Annotated in this window: 14 protein-coding genes; all 14 read left to right on the top strand. The window is 71.7% G+C overall.

Annotated elements, in window-relative coordinates; translation table 11 throughout:
* Nucleotides 1-12: 12 nt before the first annotated feature.
* The 14 genes from nuoE (at nucleotide 13) to ABD353_RS27605 (ending at nucleotide 18,053) form a co-directional block, all read left to right on the top strand.
* Entirely contained in the window at nucleotides 13-732 is a 720-nt protein-coding gene (nuoE, locus tag ABD353_RS27670; RefSeq protein ID WP_425555263.1) for an NADH-quinone oxidoreductase subunit NuoE, read from the top strand.
* The gene (gene nuoF, locus ABD353_RS27665) at nucleotides 732-2,090 is read left to right on the top strand and encodes an NADH-quinone oxidoreductase subunit NuoF (protein ID WP_344626407.1); all 1,359 of its coding nucleotides are present in this window, start codon (nucleotides 732-734) and stop codon (nucleotides 2,088-2,090) included. Before nuoE ends, nuoF begins: the two co-directional genes overlap by 1 nt.
* Nucleotides 2,087-4,549 carry an NADH-quinone oxidoreductase subunit G gene (locus ABD353_RS27660; protein WP_344626406.1) on the top strand — a complete coding sequence of 821 codons (2,463 nt, stop codon included), beginning with the start codon at nucleotides 2,087-2,089 and terminating at the stop codon, nucleotides 4,547-4,549. The genes nuoF and ABD353_RS27660 overlap by 4 nt, the downstream gene beginning before the upstream one ends.
* Entirely contained in the window at nucleotides 4,549-5,895 is a 1,347-nt protein-coding gene (gene nuoH / locus ABD353_RS27655; RefSeq protein ID WP_344626405.1) for an NADH-quinone oxidoreductase subunit NuoH, read from the top strand. Before ABD353_RS27660 ends, nuoH begins: the two co-directional genes overlap by 1 nt.
* Nucleotides 5,896-5,901: 6 nt before the next feature.
* Nucleotides 5,902-6,504, top strand: a complete 603-nt coding sequence (nuoI, locus tag ABD353_RS27650) for an NADH-quinone oxidoreductase subunit NuoI (protein ID WP_344626404.1) — start codon at nucleotides 5,902-5,904, stop codon at nucleotides 6,502-6,504.
* Nucleotides 6,501-7,355, top strand: a complete 855-nt coding sequence (locus ABD353_RS27645) for an NADH-quinone oxidoreductase subunit J (protein WP_344626403.1) — start codon at nucleotides 6,501-6,503, stop codon at nucleotides 7,353-7,355. Before nuoI ends, ABD353_RS27645 begins: the two co-directional genes overlap by 4 nt.
* Entirely contained in the window at nucleotides 7,352-7,651 is a 300-nt protein-coding gene (gene nuoK, locus ABD353_RS27640) for an NADH-quinone oxidoreductase subunit NuoK (RefSeq protein WP_030268988.1), read from the top strand. Before ABD353_RS27645 ends, nuoK begins: the two co-directional genes overlap by 4 nt.
* Nucleotides 7,652-7,665: 14 nt before the next feature.
* On the top strand, nucleotides 7,666-9,564 hold the full coding sequence (gene nuoL, locus ABD353_RS27635) for an NADH-quinone oxidoreductase subunit L (RefSeq protein ID WP_344626402.1): 1,899 nt from the start codon (nucleotides 7,666-7,668) through the stop codon (nucleotides 9,562-9,564).
* A 46-nt stretch (nucleotides 9,565-9,610) separates the two neighbouring features.
* A complete protein-coding gene (locus tag ABD353_RS27630; RefSeq protein ID WP_344626401.1) occupies nucleotides 9,611-11,227 on the top strand; it encodes an NADH-quinone oxidoreductase subunit M in 1,617 nt (538 codons plus the stop codon).
* Nucleotides 11,224-12,861, top strand: coding sequence for an NADH-quinone oxidoreductase subunit NuoN (gene nuoN, locus ABD353_RS27625; protein ID WP_344626400.1), 1,638 nt, complete (start codon nucleotides 11,224-11,226; stop codon nucleotides 12,859-12,861). The genes ABD353_RS27630 and nuoN overlap by 4 nt, the downstream gene beginning before the upstream one ends.
* Nucleotides 12,862-13,128: 267 nt before the next feature.
* The gene (locus tag ABD353_RS27620; RefSeq protein WP_344626399.1) at nucleotides 13,129-14,142 is read left to right on the top strand and encodes a polyprenyl synthetase family protein; all 1,014 of its coding nucleotides are present in this window, start codon (nucleotides 13,129-13,131) and stop codon (nucleotides 14,140-14,142) included.
* A 63-nt stretch (nucleotides 14,143-14,205) separates the two neighbouring features.
* Complete coding sequence (locus ABD353_RS27615) at nucleotides 14,206-14,868, top strand: LuxR C-terminal-related transcriptional regulator (protein WP_344626398.1); 663 nt, start codon at nucleotides 14,206-14,208, stop codon at nucleotides 14,866-14,868.
* A gap of 174 nt (nucleotides 14,869-15,042) precedes the next feature.
* Nucleotides 15,043-17,013 carry a 2-oxoacid:acceptor oxidoreductase subunit alpha gene (locus tag ABD353_RS27610; protein WP_344626397.1) on the top strand — a complete coding sequence of 657 codons (1,971 nt, stop codon included), beginning with the start codon at nucleotides 15,043-15,045 and terminating at the stop codon, nucleotides 17,011-17,013.
* Nucleotides 17,010-18,053 (top strand): 2-oxoacid:ferredoxin oxidoreductase subunit beta, encoded by a 1,044-nt coding sequence (locus ABD353_RS27605; RefSeq protein ID WP_344626396.1) that lies wholly within the window; start codon nucleotides 17,010-17,012, stop codon nucleotides 18,051-18,053. The genes ABD353_RS27610 and ABD353_RS27605 overlap by 4 nt, the downstream gene beginning before the upstream one ends.
* The last annotated feature ends 35 nt before the right edge of the window (nucleotides 18,054-18,088 follow it).

Genomic DNA, 18,088 nt, shown 5'->3' with positions numbered 1-18,088 from the left:
GTCGAACTCGGACTGCCGGCACTGCCGGCCAAGCCGTACCCGCAGGACGTCCACGAGCGGCTCGCCGCCGACGCCCGCGAACTGATCGGCCGCTACCCGGTCGCCCGCTCCGCGCTGCTGCCGCTGCTCCACCTCGTCCAGGCCGAGGAGGGCTGCGTCACCCCGACGGGCATCCGCTTCTGCGCCGAACAGCTCGACCTCACCACCGCGGAGGTCACCGCGGTCGCCACCTTCTACACCATGTACCGCCGCCGGCCGGCCGGCGAGCACCACGTCGGCGTCTGCACCAACACCCTGTGCGCCGTCCTCGGCGGCGACCAGATCTTCGACGAGCTCAAGCAGCACCTCGGCATCGAGAACAACCAGACCACCGACGACGGCAAGATCTCCATCGAGCACATCGAGTGCAACGCCGCCTGCGACTACGCCCCCGTGGTGATGGTCAACTGGGAGTTCTTCGACAACCAGACCCCCGAGAGCACCAAGCAGCTCGTCGACGACCTGCGCGCCGGCCGGGAGGTCCACCCCACCCGCGGCGCCAAGCTCTGCTCCTTCAAGGAGACCGCCCGCATCCTCGCCGGCTTCCCCGACGAGCGCCCCGGCGCCGTCGACGAGTCCGGCGCCGGCGGCACCCCCTCCCTCGCGGGCCTCAAGCTCGCCAAGGGCGAGGCCCTGCCCGGCACCCCGGGCACCAAGGTGGTCGCCCCCCGCCACGAAGGGACCGAAGCGTGATGACCTCCGCCGAACCGGCCGAGAAGCTCCTGACGCCGGTCCTCTCCGCCAGCTGGGACGACGACCGCCCGTGGACGCTGGAGACCTACCTCCGCCACGACGGCTACACCGGCCTGCGCAACGCCCTCGCCATGCCGCCCGACGACGTCATCGCCCTCGTCAAGGACGCCGGACTGCGCGGCCGCGGCGGCGCCGGCTTCCCCACCGGCATGAAGTGGCAGTTCATCCCGCAGAACGACGGCAAGCCGCACTACCTCGTCGTCAACGCGGACGAGTCCGAGCCGGGCACCTGCAAGGACATCCCGCTGCTCTTCGCCAACCCGCACTCGCTGATCGAGGGCATGGTGATCGCCTCCTACGCGATCCGCTGCAGCCACGCCTTCGTCTACCTGCGCGGCGAGGTCGTCCCGGTGCTGCGCCGGCTGCAGGCCGCCGTCGCCGAGGCCTACGAGGCCGGCTACCTCGGCAAGGACGTCCTCGGCTCCGGCATCGACCTCGACATCACCGTGCACGCCGGCGCCGGCGCCTACATCTGCGGCGAGGAGACCGCCCTCCTCGACTCCCTGGAGGGCCGCCGCGGCCAGCCCCGGCTCCGTCCGCCGTTCCCCGCGATCGCCGGCCTCTACGCCTGCCCGACCGTGGTGAACAACGTCGAGTCGATCGCCTCCGTGCCGCCGATCCTCAGCCGCGGCAAGGAGTGGTTCAAGGGCCTCGGCACCGAGAAGTCCCCCGGCTTCACCCTCTACTCGCTGTCCGGGCACGTCACCAACCCCGGCCAGTACGAGGCACCGCTCGGCATCACGCTGCGCCAGCTGCTGGAGATCAGCGGCGGCATCCGGGCCGGCCACCGCCTCAAGTTCTGGACCCCGGGCGGCTCCTCCACCCCGATGTTCACCGACCAGCACCTCGACGTCCCGCTCGACTACGAGGGCGTCGGCGCCGCCGGCTCCATGCTCGGCACCAAGGCCCTCCAGGTCTTCGACGAGACCACCTGCGTGGTGCGCGCCGTCACCCGCTGGACGGAGTTCTACGCCCACGAGTCCTGCGGCAAGTGCACCCCCTGCCGCGAGGGCACCTACTGGCTCGTCCAGCTGCTCAAGCGGATCGAGGCCGGCCAGGGCGAGAGCGGCGACCTGGAGAAGCTCCTCGACATCGCCGACAACATCAACGGCAAGTCCTTCTGCGCCCTCGGCGACGGCGCCGCCAGCCCGATCGTCTCCTCGCTCCAGTACTTCCGCGAGGAGTACGAGCAGCACCTCACCGAGCGGCGCTGCCCGCTCGACCCCGCCGCCTCCACCGTCTGGGCAGGCCGGCACCACGCCCACGAGTCCGCCACCGAGAGGGAGGTGCACGCGTGACCACTGCAACGACCGGCGACTCCGCCGCGGGTTCGTCCACGGCCACCGACCTCGTCACGCTCACCATCGACGGCGTCGAGGTCCAGGTGCCCAAGGGCACCCTGGTCATCCGCGCCGCCGAGCAGATCGGCACCCAGATCCCGCGCTTCTGCGACCACCCGCTGCTCGACCCGGCCGGCGCCTGCCGCCAGTGCATCGTCGAGATCGAGGGCCAGCGCAAGCCGGTCGCCTCCTGCACCATCCCCGTCGCCGAGGGCATGGTCGTCCGCACCCAGCTCAGCTCGCCGGTCGCCGAGAAGGCGCAGCGCGGCGTGATGGAGCTGCTGCTCATCAACCACCCGCTGGACTGCCCGGTCTGCGACAAGGGCGGCGAGTGCCCGCTGCAGAACCAGGCGATGTCCACCGGCGACACCGACACCCGCTTCGACGGCGTCAAGCGGACGTACCCCAAGCCCGTCCCGATCTCCACCCAGGTCCTGCTCGACCGCGAACGCTGCGTGCTCTGCGCCCGCTGCACCCGCTTCTCCCAGCAGATCGCCGGAGACCCCTTCATCGACCTCGTCGAACGCGGCGCCCTCCAGCAGGTCGGCACCGGCGAGGGCGACGACTTCCGCTCCTACTTCTCCGGCAACACCATCCAGATCTGCCCGGTCGGCGCCCTCACCTCCGCCGCCTACCGCTTCCGCTCCCGCCCCTTCGACCTGGTCTCCTCACCGAGCGTCTGCGAGCACTGCTCGTCCGGCTGCTCACTGCGCACCGACCACCGCCGCGGCAAGGTCATGCGCCGACTCGCCGGCGAGGAACCGCAGGTCAACGAGGAGTGGAGCTGCGACAAGGGCCGCTTCGCCTTCCGCTACGCGCAGCAGCGCGACCGGATCGCCACCCCGCTGGTCCGCGGCGAGGACGGCGAACTCGCCCCCGCCTCCTGGCCCGAGGCGCTCGCCCGGGCCGCCGAAGGACTGCGCGGCGCCCGCACCGGCGTGCTCGCCGGCGGCCGCGCCACCGTCGAGGACGCCTACGCCTACGCCAAGTTCGCCCGCCTGGTGCTCGGCACCAACGACGTGGACTTCCGGGCCCGCCCGCACAGCAGCGAGGAGGCGGACTTCCTGGCCGCCGCCGTCGCCGGCCGCGGCACCGACCTGGACGGCACCGGCCCCACCTACCAGCAGCTGGAGGACGCCCCGGCCGTCCTGCTCGCGGGCCTGGAGCCCGAGGAGGAGTCGCCGATCGTCTTCCTGCGGCTGCGCAAGGCCGTCCGCGACAAGGGCCAGCGCGTCTACGCGATCGCCTCGCACGCCACCCGCGGCCTCGGCAAGCTGCGCGGCGCACTGCTGCCCGCCGCCCCCGGCACCGAGGCCGAGTGGCTGGCCGCCCTCGCCGGCGACGAGGTGCTCGCCGACGACGCCGGCCGGGCCGCCGACGCGCTGCGCTCGCCCGGCTCGGTGATCCTGGTCGGCGAGCGGCTCGCCACCACCGCCGGCGGCCTCACCGCCGCCCTGCGGCTCGCCCACGCCACCGGCGCCTCGCTCGCCTGGGTGCCGCGCCGGGCCGGTGAGCGCGGCGCCGTCGAGGCCGGCGCGCTGCCCGGCCTGCTGCCCGGCGGCCTCCCGGTCACCGTGCTCGCCGCCCGCGCCGAGGCCGCCGCCGCCTGGGGCGTGCCCGACCTGCCGTCCCGGCTCGGCCGCGACACCGACCAGATCCTCGCCGCCACCGCGGCCGGCGACCTGGACGCGCTGCTGGTCGGCGGCGTCGGCGTCGAGGACCTCGCCGACCCGGCACTCGCCGAGGAGGCGCTCGCCCGGGCCGCGTTCGTGGTCTCGCTGGAGCTGCGGCCCTCCGCCGTCACCGCGCACGCCGACGTGGTGCTGCCGGTCGCCGCGGTCGCCGAGAAGGCCGGCACCTTCCTCGACTGGGAGGGCAGGGTCCGGCTGTTCGAGCCCGCGCTCAAGGCCGACCAGCTGATGCAGCGCCACCTGCACCCGGACGTGCGGGTGCTGCACATGCTGGCCGACGCGCTCGGCCGGCCGCTCGGCCTGCCGGACGTCACCGCGGCCCGCCGCGAGCTCGACGGCTTCACCCCGTGGACGGGCGACCGCCCGGCCGCCCCCTCCGCGCACCCGGCGCCGCTGCCCCGCCCGGCCACCGGCCAGGCCGTGCTGGCGGGCCACCGGTTGCTGCTCGACAACGGCACCCTCCAGGAGGGCGACGAGCACCTCGCCGGCACCCGGCACCCGGCCGTCGCCCGGCTCTCCGCGGCCACCGCCGCCGAGATCGGCGCCGCCGCCGCGCTGCGGGTCACCGGCCCGGCCGGCTCGGTCGTCCTGCCGCTGGAGGTCACCGAGGACATGCCCGACCGCACCGTCTGGCTGCCCCTCAACTCCACCCCCGGCGGCGCGCACCGCGCCCTGGGCACCACCGTCGGCCACCTGGTCACCATCGCACCGGCACAGGAGGCGTGATGCGAACCCTCGCTGCCCCCCAGATGCTCGCCGCCTACGACACGCTCGTCTTCTTCGGCCGCGACCCCTGGTGGCTGGTGCTGCTCAAGGCGGTCTTCGTCTTCGCCTTCCTGGTCGGCACCGTGCTGATCGCGATCGTGTGGGAGCGCAAGGTCGTCGCCTGGATGCAGCTGCGGATCGGCCCCAACCGACACGGCCCCTGGGGCATGCTGCAGTCGCTCGCCGACGGCGTGAAGCTGGCCCTCAAGGAGGACCTGGTCGTCACCGGGGCCGACAAGGTGGTCTACATCCTGGCCCCGATCGTCAGCGCGATCCCGGCGTTCATGGCCTTCGCGGTGATCCCCTTCGGGCCGGCCGACGACCAGGTGTCGATCTTCGGCACCCGCACCCCGCTGCAGCTCACCGACCTGCCGATCGCCCTGCTCTACATCCTGGCGACCGCCTCCGTGGGCATCTACGGCATCGTGCTGGCCGGCTGGTCCTCCGGCTCGACCTACCCGCTGCTCGGCGGCATCCGCTCCTCCGCCCAGATGATCAGCTACGAGATCGCGATGGGCTTGTCCTTCGCCGCGGTCTTCATCTACTCGGGCTCGATGTCGACCTCGGAGATCGTCGCCTCCCAGCAGCCGACCTGGTTCGCGGTGCTGCTGCCGGTGTCGTTCATCGTCTACATCATCGCGATGGTCGGCGAGACCAACCGGGCGCCGTTCGACCTCCCGGAGGCCGAGGGCGAGCTGGTCGGCGGCTTCAACACCGAGTACTCCTCGCTGAAGTTCGCGATGTTCATGCTCGCCGAGTACGTCAACATGGTGACGGTCTCGGCCGTCGCCTCGACGCTCTTCCTCGGCGGCTGGCGCGCCCCGTGGCCGATCTCGACCTTCTGGGAGGGCGCCAACCACGGCTGGTGGCCGATGCTCTGGATCATCGTGAAGATCCAGCTGCTGCTCTTCTTCTTCATCTGGCTCCGCGGCACGCTGCCCCGGCTCCGCTACGACCAGTTCATGAAGCTGGGCTGGAAGGTCCTCATCCCGGTCTCGCTGGTCTGGCTGGTGATGGTGGCCAGCGTCCGGGCGCTGCGCAACGAGGGCTACGACTTCGCCAACGTGGTGCTGTACGTCGGCGCCCCGATCGCCGCCGTCCTGCTGCTGGCCCTGGTCTGGGACCTGATGCGGAAGAAGCCCGCCGCGGCCGAGCCCGCCCCGCCCGCCGCGTTCGACCCGATGGCCGGCGGCTACCCGGTGCCTCCGCTGCCCGGCCAGGAACTGCCGCCCGTCCCGCGCCGGCGCAGCCGCGCCCCGCAACTCCAGGACGCCCTCAACGGGGCCGACCACACCGAAGGGAGCTGAGCCGACGTGTCATCGGACGACACCTCAGGGCACGACGCGACAGCCAGGCCGTCGATCCTCGGCCCGGCCGCCGGCTTCGGCGTGACCTTCAAGGCCATGTTCAAGAAGCGGCTCACCGAGCAGTACCCGGAGCAGAAGAAGCCCACCGCCCCGCGCTTCCACGGCCGCCACCAGCTGAACCGGCACCCCGACGGCCTGGAGAAGTGCGTCGGCTGCGAGCTGTGCGCCTGGGCCTGCCCGGCCGACGCCATCTACGTCGAGGGCGCCGACAACCGGGACGACGAGCGCTACTCGCCCGGCGAGCGGTACGGCGCGGTCTACCAGATCAACTACGCCCGCTGCATCCTCTGCGGGCTGTGCATCGAGGCCTGCCCGACCCGCGCGCTCACCATGACCAACGAGTACGAGCTCGCCGACTCCACCCGGGCCGACCTGATCTTCACCAAGGAGCAGCTGCTCGTCGGCCTCACCGAGGGCATGGTCGACAGCCCGCACGCCATCTACCCCGGGGCCGACGAACAGGCCTACTACCGGGGCGAGATCACCCAGGCCGCGCCCGGCACCGTGCAGCAGGAGCGGCACCAGGACGAGAAGGAGGTGCAGCCATGACCTCCACCGGAGAGGCCGTCCAGTTCTGGGTCCTCGCGGTGATCGCCGTCGGCGGTGCGCTCGGCATGCTGCTGATGAAGAAGGCGGTGCACAGCGCGCTCTGCCTGGCGGCGACGATGCTGGCGCTCGCGGTCTGCTACATGGCCCAGGGCGCGGTGTTCCTGGGCGTGGTGCAGATCGTCGTCTACACCGGCGCGATCATGATGCTCTTCCTGTTCGTGGTCATGCTGGTCGGCGTCACCAGCGCGGACTCGCTGAAGGAGCAGCTCAAGGGCCAGCGGTTCGCCGCGGTGCTCTGCGGGCTCGGCTTCGGCGTGCTGCTGATCGCCGGCCTCGCCAACGCGAAGCTGCACAGCTTCACCGGCCTCGCCGAGGCCAACGCCGAGGGCAACGTACAGGGCCTGGCCCGGCTGATCTTCACCAAGTACGTGTGGGCCTTCGAGGTCACCGGCGCCCTGCTGATCACCGCGGCGATCGGCGCGATGGTGCTGACCCACCGCGAGTACGTGCAGAAGCCGAAGACCCAGCGCGAGCTGGCCGCCCAACGGGTCAGGGACAACCTGCAGGTGCCGCCGATGCCCGCGCCCGGCGTCTACGCCCGGCACAACGCCGTGGACGTCCCCGGCCTGCTGCCGGACGGCACCGTCGCCGAGGACTCGGTGATGGGCACCCTGCGCGAGCGCGGCCAGATCCGCGACGTCAGCCAGGAGATGCTGCAGCGGATGGCGGAGCTGGAGGAGTCCACCGCCGACTGGCTGGGCCGCCCGTCCTCCGCCCGCCCGGCGACGCCCGAGCAGCGCGCCGCGCTGGAGACGGTGCCGACGAAGGAGAAGAAGGAGGACGAGGCGTGAACCCGGTCAACTACCTCTACCTCTCAGCCCTGTTGTTCACCATCGGCGCGTCCGGTGTGCTGATCCGGCGGAACGCGATCGTGCTGTTCATGTGCGTCGAGCTGATGCTCAACGCCTCGAACCTGGCGCTGGTCACCTTCTCCCGGATGCACGGCAACCTGGACGGCCAGATCATCGCCTTCTTCACCATGGTGGTCGCGGCGGCGGAGGTCGTGGTCGGCCTCGCCATCATCGTGAGCATCTTCCGGACCAGGCACACCGCCTCGGTCGACGACAGCAACCTGATGAAGCTGTAGGCGGAGGGCCCACGGTGAACTCACTCATTCCGCTGCTGGTCGCGGTCCCGCTGGCCGGCGCCGCCCTGCTGCTGCTCGGCGGGCGCGCGCTCGACCGGTTCGGCCACTGGCTCGGCACCCTCGCGGCGGCCGCGTCCTTCGTGATCGGCCTGGTCCTCTTCGCCGAGATGCTCGGCCGGCCCACCGACCAGCGCCCCGTCCGCGAATTCCTCTACAGCTGGATCCCGGTGAACGGCTTCCAGGCCGACGTCGCCTTCCAGCTCGACCAGTTGTCCATGACCTTCGTCCTGCTGATCACCGGCGTCGGCACGCTGATCCACGTGTACTCGACGGGCTACATGGCGCACGACGAGCGCCGCCGCCGGTTCTTCGGCTACCTCAACCTGTTCCTGGCCGCCATGCTGCTGCTGGTGCTGGCCGACAACTACCTGCTGCTGTACGTCGGCTGGGAGGGCGTGGGCCTCGCCTCGTACCTGCTGATCGGCTTCTGGCAGCACAAGCCGAGCGCGGCGACGGCCGCCAAGAAGGCGTTCATCGTCAACCGGGTCGGCGACATGGGCCTGTCGATCGCGATCATGCTGATGTTCGTCGAGTTCGGCTCCTTCGCCTTCGGCCCGGTCTTCGGGGCCGCCGACGGCGCGAGCGAGGGCAAGCTCACCGCGATCGCGCTGATGCTGCTGCTCGCCGCGTGCGGCAAGTCCGCCCAGGTGCCGCTGCAGTCCTGGCTCGGCGACGCCATGGAGGGCCCGACCCCGGTCTCCGCACTGATCCACGCGGCGACCATGGTGACCGCCGGCGTCTACCTGATCGTGCGCTCGGCGGACATCTTCAACCTGGCGCCCGACGCCCAGCTCGTGGTGACGGTCGTCGGCGCGGTCACCCTGCTCTTCGGTGCGATCGTCGGTTGCGCCAAGGACGACATCAAGAAGGCGCTGGCCGGCTCGACGATGTCGCAGATCGGCTACATGGTGCTGGCCGCGGGCCTCGGCCCGATCGGCTACGTCTTCGCGATCATGCACCTGGTCACCCACGGCTTCTTCAAGGCCGGGCTCTTCCTCGGCGCCGGATCGGTCATGCACGGCATGAACGACGAGGTGAACATGCGCCACTACGGCGGCTTGCGGAAGTACATGCCGATCACCTTCGCCACCTTCGGCCTCGGCTACCTGGCGATCATCGGCTTCCCCGGTCTGTCCGGCTTCTTCTCCAAGGACAAGATCATCGAGGCGGCGTTCTCCAAGGGCGGCACGGAGGGCTGGATCCTCGGCCTGTGCGCCCTGGTCGGCGCGGCCGTCACCGCGTTCTACATGACCCGCGTGATGATGATGACCTTCTTCGGCGAGAAGCGCTGGCAGGCCGACCCGGAGACCGGCGAAGAGCCGCACCCGCACGAGTCGCCCAAGGTCATGACGCTGCCGATGGTGGTCCTCGCGGTCGGCTCGGTCTTCGCCGGTGCGCTGTTCACCTACGGCGACGCCTTCCTGAAGTGGCTGGAGCCGGTCACCGGTTTCGAGGAGGGCCACCCGCCGATCCCGGCGGCCGCCGTCACCGCGCTCACCACCGTCTGCATGCTGGCCGGCGTCGGCCTGGCCTACGCGATGTACGGCCGCAGCCGGATCCCGGTCACCCCGCCGGTGGGCTCCGCGCTCACCCGGGCCGCCCGCCGCGACCTGCTCCAGGACGACTTCAACCACGCCGTCCTGGTCCGTCCCGGCTCGGCGCTCGCCGCGACCCTGGTCTGGTTCGACAGCCGCGGCCTGGACGGCTTCGTCAACGGCCTCGCCGCCGCCATCGGCGGCGTCTCCAGCCGGCTGCGGCGGGTGCAGACGGGCTACGTCCGCACGTACGCGCTCTCCATGTTCGGCGGCACGCTCGTGCTGGTCGCCACCACCCTGCTCATGAGGTCGGTCTGATGGAAGGTCACACCATGACTGCTGAGGCTCTGCGGGGAGGCCGGCCATGAGCTACCTGCTGACCGCGACCTGTGCCGTGCCCGCCGCGGGCGCGGTGGTCACCGCCGCGCTGCCGGCGGGCAACAGCGAGGCCCGCCGGCGCACCACCAAGGCCGTGGCCCTGGCCGTCTCGGCGGCCACCCTCGCGCTGACCGCCGTCGTCGCCGCCCGGTTCGAACCGGGCGCCCCCCGCTACCAGCTGACCGAGTCCCACAGCTGGATCCGCTCCTTCGGCATCTCCTTCTCGCTCGGCGTGGACGGCATCGGCGCCGTCCTCGTCCTGCTCACCGCCGTCCTGGTGCCGCTGGTGATGCTCGCCTCCTGGCACGACGCGGACCCTGCCCCCGCCCCCGAGGGCAGCTTCGAGGCCAAGCGCCGCACCCAGGGCTTCTTCGCCCTGATCCTGGCCGTCGAGGCGATGGTGCTGGTGTCCTTCCTGGCCACCGACGTCTTCGTCTTCTACGTCTTCTTCGAAGCCATGCTGATCCCGATGTACTTCCTGATCGGCGGCTTCGGCGACCGGGCGGGCGGGCCCGACGCCGGGAGGCAGCGCTCCTACGCCGCGGTGAAGTTCCTGCTGTACAACCTGCTCGGCGGCCTGGTCATGCTGGCCGCGGTGATCGGGCTGTACGTCGTCGCCGCCGACCAGGACCTCGCCACCTTCGACCTGCCGACGCTCACCAACGCGATCGCCGACGGCAAGCTGGCGATCGACCCGACCGCGGAGAAGGCGCTCTTCCTCGGCTTCTTCTTCGCCTTCGCGGTGAAGGCGCCGCTCTGGCCGCTGCACACCTGGCTGCCGAACGCGATGGGCGAGTCCACCGCCGGAACGGCCGTCCTGATCACCGCGGTCGTCGACAAGGTCGGCACCTTCGCGATGCTGCGGTACTGCCTCGGCCTCTTCCCCGACGCCTCCAAGACCTTCGCCCCGGCGATCCTGGTGCTCTCGCTGATCGGCATCGTCTACGGCGCCCTGGTGGCCATCGGCCAGAAGGACATCAAGCGGCTGGTGGCCTACGCCTCCATCTCGCACTTCGGCTTCATCATCATGGGCATCTTCGCGCTGACCAGCCAGGGCCAGACCGGCGCCACCCTCTACATGGTCAACCACGGCATCTCCACCGCCGCGTGGATGCTCGTCGCGGGCTTCCTGATCTCCCGCCGCGGCTCGCGCCTGATCGCCGACTACGGCGGCGTGCAGAAGGTCGCCCCGGTGCTCGCCGGCACCTTCCTGATCGGCGGACTCGCCACCCTGTCGCTGCCCGGCATGGCGCCGTTCGTCAGCGAGTTCCTGGTGCTGGTCGGCACGTTCAGCCGGTACCCGGCCATCGGCATCGCCGCCACCTTCGGCATCGTGCTGGCCGCGCTGTACGCCCTGTTGCTGTACCAGCGCACCATGACCGGCCCGGTGAAGCCCCGGATGGAGGGCATGCCGGACCTCAAGGTCCGCGAACTCGCCGTCGTGGCACCGCTGGTGGCGCTCACCCTGCTGCTCGGCGTGTACCCCAAGCCGCTCACCGACATGGTGAACCCGGCCGTGGACGCCACGCTCTCCCAGGTCCACCAGACCGACCCGGCACCGGCCCACCCGGTCGCCGCCACCACCGGAGGTGAGCACGAATGAGCCCCACCCTGTGGCTCGCCGCCGCGGGCGGCAACAGCGCGAGCATCCCCGCCCCGCACATCGAGTACGGCCAGCTCTCCCCGATGCTGATCGTCTTCGCCGCCGCGGTCGTGGGCATCCTCGCCGAGGCCTTCGTGCCGCGCCGGGCCCGCTACGGCGTCCAGATCGGCGTCTCGCTGCTCGGCCTCGTCGGCGCCTTCGCCGCGGTGGTCGTGCTGGCCGCCCAGGGCCACGCGACCACGCAGGCCGGCCTGCTCGCGATGGGCTCCGTCGCGATCGACGGCCCGGCGCTCTTCCTGCAGGGCGTCATCCTGCTGACCGCGGTGATGGCCGTCCTCACCTACGCCGAGCGCCGGCTGGAGCCGCGCCTCAACGGGCACGGCGTCGACTCCTTCACCGCCCAGGGCGCCGCCGTCCCCGGCGGCGACCAGGAGCGCGAGGCCACCCGGGCCGGCTTCACCACCACCGAGGTCTTCCCGCTCACCCTCTTCGCCGTCGGCGGCATGCTGCTCTTCCCCGCCGCCAACGACCTGCTGACCATGTTCGTGGCGCTGGAGGTGCTCTCCCTCCCGCTCTACCTGCTGTGCGGCCTCGCCCGGCGGCGCCGGCTGCTCTCCCAGGAGGCGGCGCTCAAGTACTTCCTGCTCGGCGCGTTCGCCTCGGCGTTCTTCCTCTTCGGCACCGCCCTGCTGTACGGCTACGCGGGCAGCGTCCAGCTCGGCGACATCGCCGACGTGGTCTCCGGGGTCGCCCCGGTCACCCCGGCGCTCGCCGTCACCACCCAGAACGACGCGCTGCTGCTGATCGGCCTGGCCATGCTCTCCGTCGGCCTGCTGTTCAAGGTCGGCGCCGTGCCGTTCCACGCCTGGACCCCGGACGTCTACCAGGGCGCCCCGACCCCGGTCACCGGCTTCATGGCCGCGGCCACCAAGACCGCCGCCTTCGGTGCGTTCCTGCGCCTCTTCTACGTGGCCTTCCCCGGCCTGAAGTGGGACTGGCGGCCGGTCATGTGGGGCGTCGCCATCCTCACCATGGTGGCGGGCGCGATCCTGGCGGTCACCCAGCAGGACGTGAAGCGGCTGCTCGCCTACTCCTCGATCGCCCACGCCGGCTTCATCCTCACCGGCGTGATCGCCACCAACCGGCAGGGCCTGAGCGCCGTCCTCTTCTACCTGCTCGCCTACTCCTTCGTGACGCTCGGCGCCTTCGCCGTGGTCACCCTGGTGCGGGACTCCAAGGGCGAGGCCACCCACCTGTCCAGCTGGGCCGGCCTCGGCCGGCGCTCCCCGCTGGTCGCGGCGGTCTTCGCACTGTTCCTGCTGGCCTTCGCCGGCATCCCGCTGACCAGCGGCTTCACCGGCAAGTTCGCGGTCTTCCAGGCCGCGGCGGCCGGCGGCGCCACCCCACTGGTGATCGTCGGCGTGCTCAGCTCGGCCGTCGCGGCGTTCTTCTACATCCGCGTCATCGTGCTGATGTTCTTCTCCGACCCACAGCCCCACGGCCCCTCGGTGGCCGTGCCCAGCCCGCTCACCGCCACCGCCATCGGCTTCGGCGTGCTGGTCACCCTCGGCCTCGGCCTGCTGCCGCAGTACTTCCTCGACCTGGCGTCGAAGGCCTCGCTCTTCGTCCGCTAGGCCACCCGGCCGCTCCGCCCGGCAACGACGCCCGGCCCCCGCCGCTCGGCGGGGGCCGGGCGTGTCCGTGCCCGCCCGCGTCCGTCCGGGCGCCCGAACGGTCTTCCGGACGGCCCTCCCGAGCACCCCGACGCGCTGCTTGGGGACATGCCCGTGCTGTGATCCACTCGTGACCGGATACGCTGCCTAGTGCGTGCAGCAGTACGCGCAGAGGCGGCGACCAGGGGGACCAGGCCGCTGGAACGACCAGGGACAGGAGTGGTCTTCGTGACCGTCGTGGGGCCCTTCGGGCTGAGCGTGCAGGACCGCGATCTGACCCGTGACGTCCAGACCGGGATGGACGCGGTCGAGACCGCGCTCGCCGAGGCGGTGAAGAGCGAGGTTCCGTTCATCACCGTCACCGCCAGCCACCTCATCGAGGCCGGCGGCAAGCGCTTCCGCCCGCTGCTGGTCATGCTCGCCGCCCAGTTCGGCGACCCGTACGCGCCCGGCGTGGTGCCGGCCGCGGTCGTCGTCGAGCTCACCCACCTCGCCACGCTCTACCACGACGACGTCATGGACGAGGCCCCCGTCCGCCGCGGCGCCCCCAGCGCCAACTCCCGCTGGGACAACTCGGTCGCCATCCTCACCGGCGACTTCCTCTTCTCCCGCGCCTCCCAGGTCCTCGCCGACCTCGGCCCGGAGGCCGTCCGGATCCAGGCCGACGCCTTCGAGCGCCTCGTCACCGGCCAGATCCTGGAGACCGCCGGCCCCCGCCCGGCCGACGACCCGCTGCAGCACTACCTGGACGTCATCGCCGGCAAGACCGGCTCGCTGGTCGCCGTCTCCTGCCGCTTCGGCGCCCTGATGTCCGGCGCCGAGCCGTGGATGGTCGACATCCTCACCCAGTACGGCGAGCGCATGGGCACCGCCTTCCAGCTCGCCGACGACGTGCTCGACATCGCCAGCGACAGCCACGAGTCCGGCAAGACCCCGGGCACCGACCTGCGCGAGGGCGTCCCCACCCTGCCGGTGCTGCTGCTGAAGCAGACCCCGGTGGGCGAGGACGACCCCGCCGACCTGCGGCTGCGTGAGCTCCTGGACCGCGACCTCGCCGAGGACGACGAGCTGCACGGCGAGGCACTGCGCCTGCTGCGCCGCCACCCCGCCCTGGAGCGCGCCCGCCGGGAGACCCTGCGGTACGCCGAGGAGGCCCGCGCGCTGCTCGACCCGCTGCCGGAGTGCCCGGCCAAGGCGGCCCTGCAGGGGCTCTGCGACGCGGTGGCGATCCGTACCATGTGAGTTTCGGGTGGGACCGGGCCGGTCACGGGGGCGGCCCGCCGTGTCGAAGGGGGCTCGTCACCAATGCTGCGCGTCGTGATCGCCGAGGACTCCGTCCTGCTGCGGGAGGGCCTCACCAGGCTGCTCACCGACCGGGGGCTGGAGGTGGTCGCCGGTGTCGGCGACGGTGAGGCGCTGCTGAAGACCGTCCACGACCTCGCGCAGGCCGACGCGCTGCCGGACGTGGTCGTGGCCGACGTCCGGATGCCCCCCACCCACACCGACGAGGGCGTGCGCGCCTGCGTCACCCTGCGCGGGCTCCACCCCGGGCTCGGTGTGCTGGTGCTGTCGCAGTACGTGGAGGAGCAGTACGCCGGCGAGCTGCTGGCCGGCTCCACCCGCGGCGTGGGCTACCTGCTGAAGGACCGGGTCGCCGACGTCCGAGAGTTCGTGGACGCGGTCGTCCGGGTGGCCGGCGGCGGCACCGCGCTCGACCCGGAGGTCGTCCAGCAGCTGCTCATCCGCAGCCGACGCGGGGACGTCCTGGAGGGCCTCACGCCGCGCGAGCGGGAGGTGCTCGGGCTGATGGCCGAGGGCCGCACCAACGCGGCGATCGCCCGGAAGCTGGTGGTCTCGGACGGCGCGGTGGAGAAGCACGTCAGCAACATCTTCCTCAAGCTCGGCCTCGGCCAGAGCCCCGAGGACCACCGCCGGGTGCTCGCGGTGCTCACCTACCTGAACTCCTGACCGCACCCGTCCGCTCCCGGTTGCCCGTCGATCGAAGATGGCGCATCGAGCGACTTCACGTGCCCGAGTTCCGGTCCGGTGATCCCCGTCCGCCTTAGGATGCGAGTGGTGCACCAGGCGGACGGGGCACACGGCTCACGCCCGCGGCTGGCGCCCACGAGGAGGTCCGCGGCAGTGACCAGTCAGGTCGATCAGTCAGAGGCAGTGGACGGCTCGGACGGGGGCGAGGGCCGGGCCGGCTCGGCGCCTCCTTCGGCCAGGCAGGGGCGTCCCGTCAAGCCCACCCAGCGGCTCGACCGGGTGATCATCCGGTTCGCCGGGGACTCCGGCGACGGCATGCAGCTCACCGGGGACCGCTTCACCTCGGAGACGGCGTCCTTCGGCAACGACCTCTCCACCCTGCCGAACTTCCCGGCCGAGATCCGGGCACCCGCCGGCACCCTGCCGGGCGTCTCCAGCTTCCAACTGCACTTCGCCGACCACGACATCCTGACCCCCGGCGACGCCCCCAACGTGCTGGTGGCGATGAACCCGGCCGCGCTGAAGGCCAACCTGCCCGACCTGCCGCACGGCGCCGAGATCATCGTCAACACCGACGAGTTCACCAAGCGCGCCCTGGCGAAGGTCGGCTACGCCGCCGACCCGCTCGCCGACGGCTCGCTGGACGCCTTCCGGCTGCACAAGGTGCCGCTGACCACCCTGACGCTGGAGGCGCTCAAGGAGAGCGGCCTGGCCCGCAAGGACGCCGAACGCGCCAAGAACATGTTCGCGCTCGGCCTGCTCTCCTGGATGTACCACCGCCCGACCAACGGCACCGAGACCTTCCTGCGGCAGAAGTTCGCCAAGAAGCCGGACATCGCCGAGGCCAACATCCTGGCCTTCCGCGCCGGCTGGAACTTCGGCGAGACCACCGAGGACTTCGCGGTCTCCTACGAGATCGCCCCGGCCGCACTGCCCTCGGGCACCTACCGCAACATCTCCGGCAACCTGGCGCTCTCCTACGGCCTGATCGCGGCCTCGACACGCTCGGGCCTGCCGCTGTTCCTCGGGTCCTACCCGATCACGCCGGCCTCGGACATCCTGCACGAGCTGTCCAAGCACAAGAACTTCGGCGTGCGGACCTTCCAGGCCGAGGACGAGATCGCCGGCATCGGCGCCGCCCTCGGCGCGGCCTTCGGCGGCGCGCTCGGCGTCACCACCACCTCCGGCCCCGGCGTCGCCCTCAAGTCGGAGACCATCGGCCTGGCCGTCTCCCTCGAACTGCCGCTGCTGGTCGTGGACATCCAGCGCGGCGGCCCGTCCACCGGCCTGCCCACCAAGACCGAGCAGGCCGACCTGCTGCAGGCGATGTTCGGCCGCAACGGCGAGGCACCCGTGCCCGTCGTCGCGCCCGCCACCCCCGCCGAGTGCTTCGCCGCCGTCCTGGAGGCGGCCCGGATCGCGCTGACCTACCGCACCCCGGTCTTCCTGCTCTCCGACGGCTACCTCGCCAACGGCTCCGAACCCTGGCGCATCCCCGCCGTCGACGAACTGCCCGACCTCGCCGTCGACTTCGCCACCGAGCCGAACCACGAACTGCCCGACGGCAGCCGCGCCTTCTGGCCCTACAAGCGCGACCCGCGCACCCTGGCCCGCCCCTGGGCGGTGCCCGGCACCCCCGGCCTGGAGCACCGGATCGGCGGCATCGAGAAGCAGGACGGCACCGGCAACATCTCCTACGACCCGGCCAACCACGACTTCATGGTCCGCACCCGGCAGGCCAAGGTCGACGGCATCGAGGTCCCGCCGCTGGACGTCGACGACCCGCACGGCGACGCCCGCGTCCTCGTCCTCGGCTGGGGCTCCACCTACGGGCCGATCACCGCCGCCGTGCGCCGGGTCCGCGCCGACGGCGGCCGCATCGCCCAGGCCCACCTGCGCCACCTCAACCCCTTCCCGGCCAACCTGGGCCAGGTGCTGCGCGGATACGACAAGGTCATCGTCCCCGAGATGAACCTCGGCCAGCTCGCCCTGCTGCTGCGCGCCAAGTACCTCGTGGACGCCCAGTCCTACAACCAGGTCCGCGGACTTCCTTTCAAGGCCGCCCAGTTGGCCGATGTGCTGCACGCGGCGATCGGCACCCTCGACGCGGAGGACCAGCGATGACCGAATTCCGATCGCTCTCCCTGGTGCCCAAGGCCGACGGCCCGCAGAGCGCCAAGGACTTCAAGACCGACCAGGAAGTCCGCTGGTGCCCCGGCTGCGGCGACTACGCGATCCTCGCCGCCGTCCAGTCCTTCATGCCCGAACTCGGCATCCGCCGCGAGAACACCGTCTTCGTCTCCGGCATCGGCTGCTCCTCACGCTTCCCGTACTACATGAACACCTACGGGATGCACTCCATCCACGGCAGAGCGCCGGCGATCGCCACCGGCCTCGCCACCTCCCGGCGCGACCTCAGCGTCTGGGTGGTCACCGGCGACGGCGACGCGCTCTCCATCGGCGGCAACCACCTGATCCACGCCCTGCGGCGCAACGTCAACCTGAAGATCCTGCTGTTCAACAACCGGATCTACGGCCTCACCAAGGGCCAGTACTCGCCCACCAGCGAGGTCGGGAAGATCACCAAGTCCACGCCGATGGGCTCCCTGGACGCGCCGTTCAACCCGCTCTCGCTGGCGATCGGCGCCGAGGCCACCTTCGTCGCCCGCACCATCGACTCCGACCGCCAGCACCTGCAGTCCGTGCTGCGCGCCGCCGCCGAGCACCAGGGCACCGCCCTGGTGGAGATCTACCAGAACTGCAACATCTTCAACGACGGCGCCTTCGAGGTCCTCAAGGAGCCCGGCACCCGCGACGAGGCGCTGATCCGCCTCGAACACGGCCGGCCGATCCGCTTCGGCACCGACCAGGGCGTCTTCCGCGGCCCCGACGGCGAACTCGCCGTCCGCACCGTCACCCCGGAGAACGAGGCCGAGGTGCTCGTCCACGACGCGCACACCCCCGGCCCCGCCACCGCCTTCGCCCTCACCCGGCTCGCCGACGCCGACACCCTGCACCACACCCCGATCGGGGTGCTGCGCTCCGTCGAGCGGCCGGTCTACGACGACCTGATGGCCGAACAGCTGGAGCGGGCCGCCGCCGACCGCGGCCCCGGCGACCTGGGCGCCCTGATCACCGGCCACGACACCTGGACGGTGGTCTGATCGCACGTCGGCGCGGGCCCCGGGGGTGACCCCCG

It is taken from the genome of Kitasatospora arboriphila (assembly GCF_039528095.1).
Classification (GTDB): Bacteria; Actinomycetota; Actinomycetes; order Streptomycetales; family Streptomycetaceae; genus Kitasatospora; species Kitasatospora arboriphila.
The sequence above is the reverse complement of the archived record's forward strand: the minus strand, read 5'-3'. Positions and strand labels throughout refer to the sequence as shown.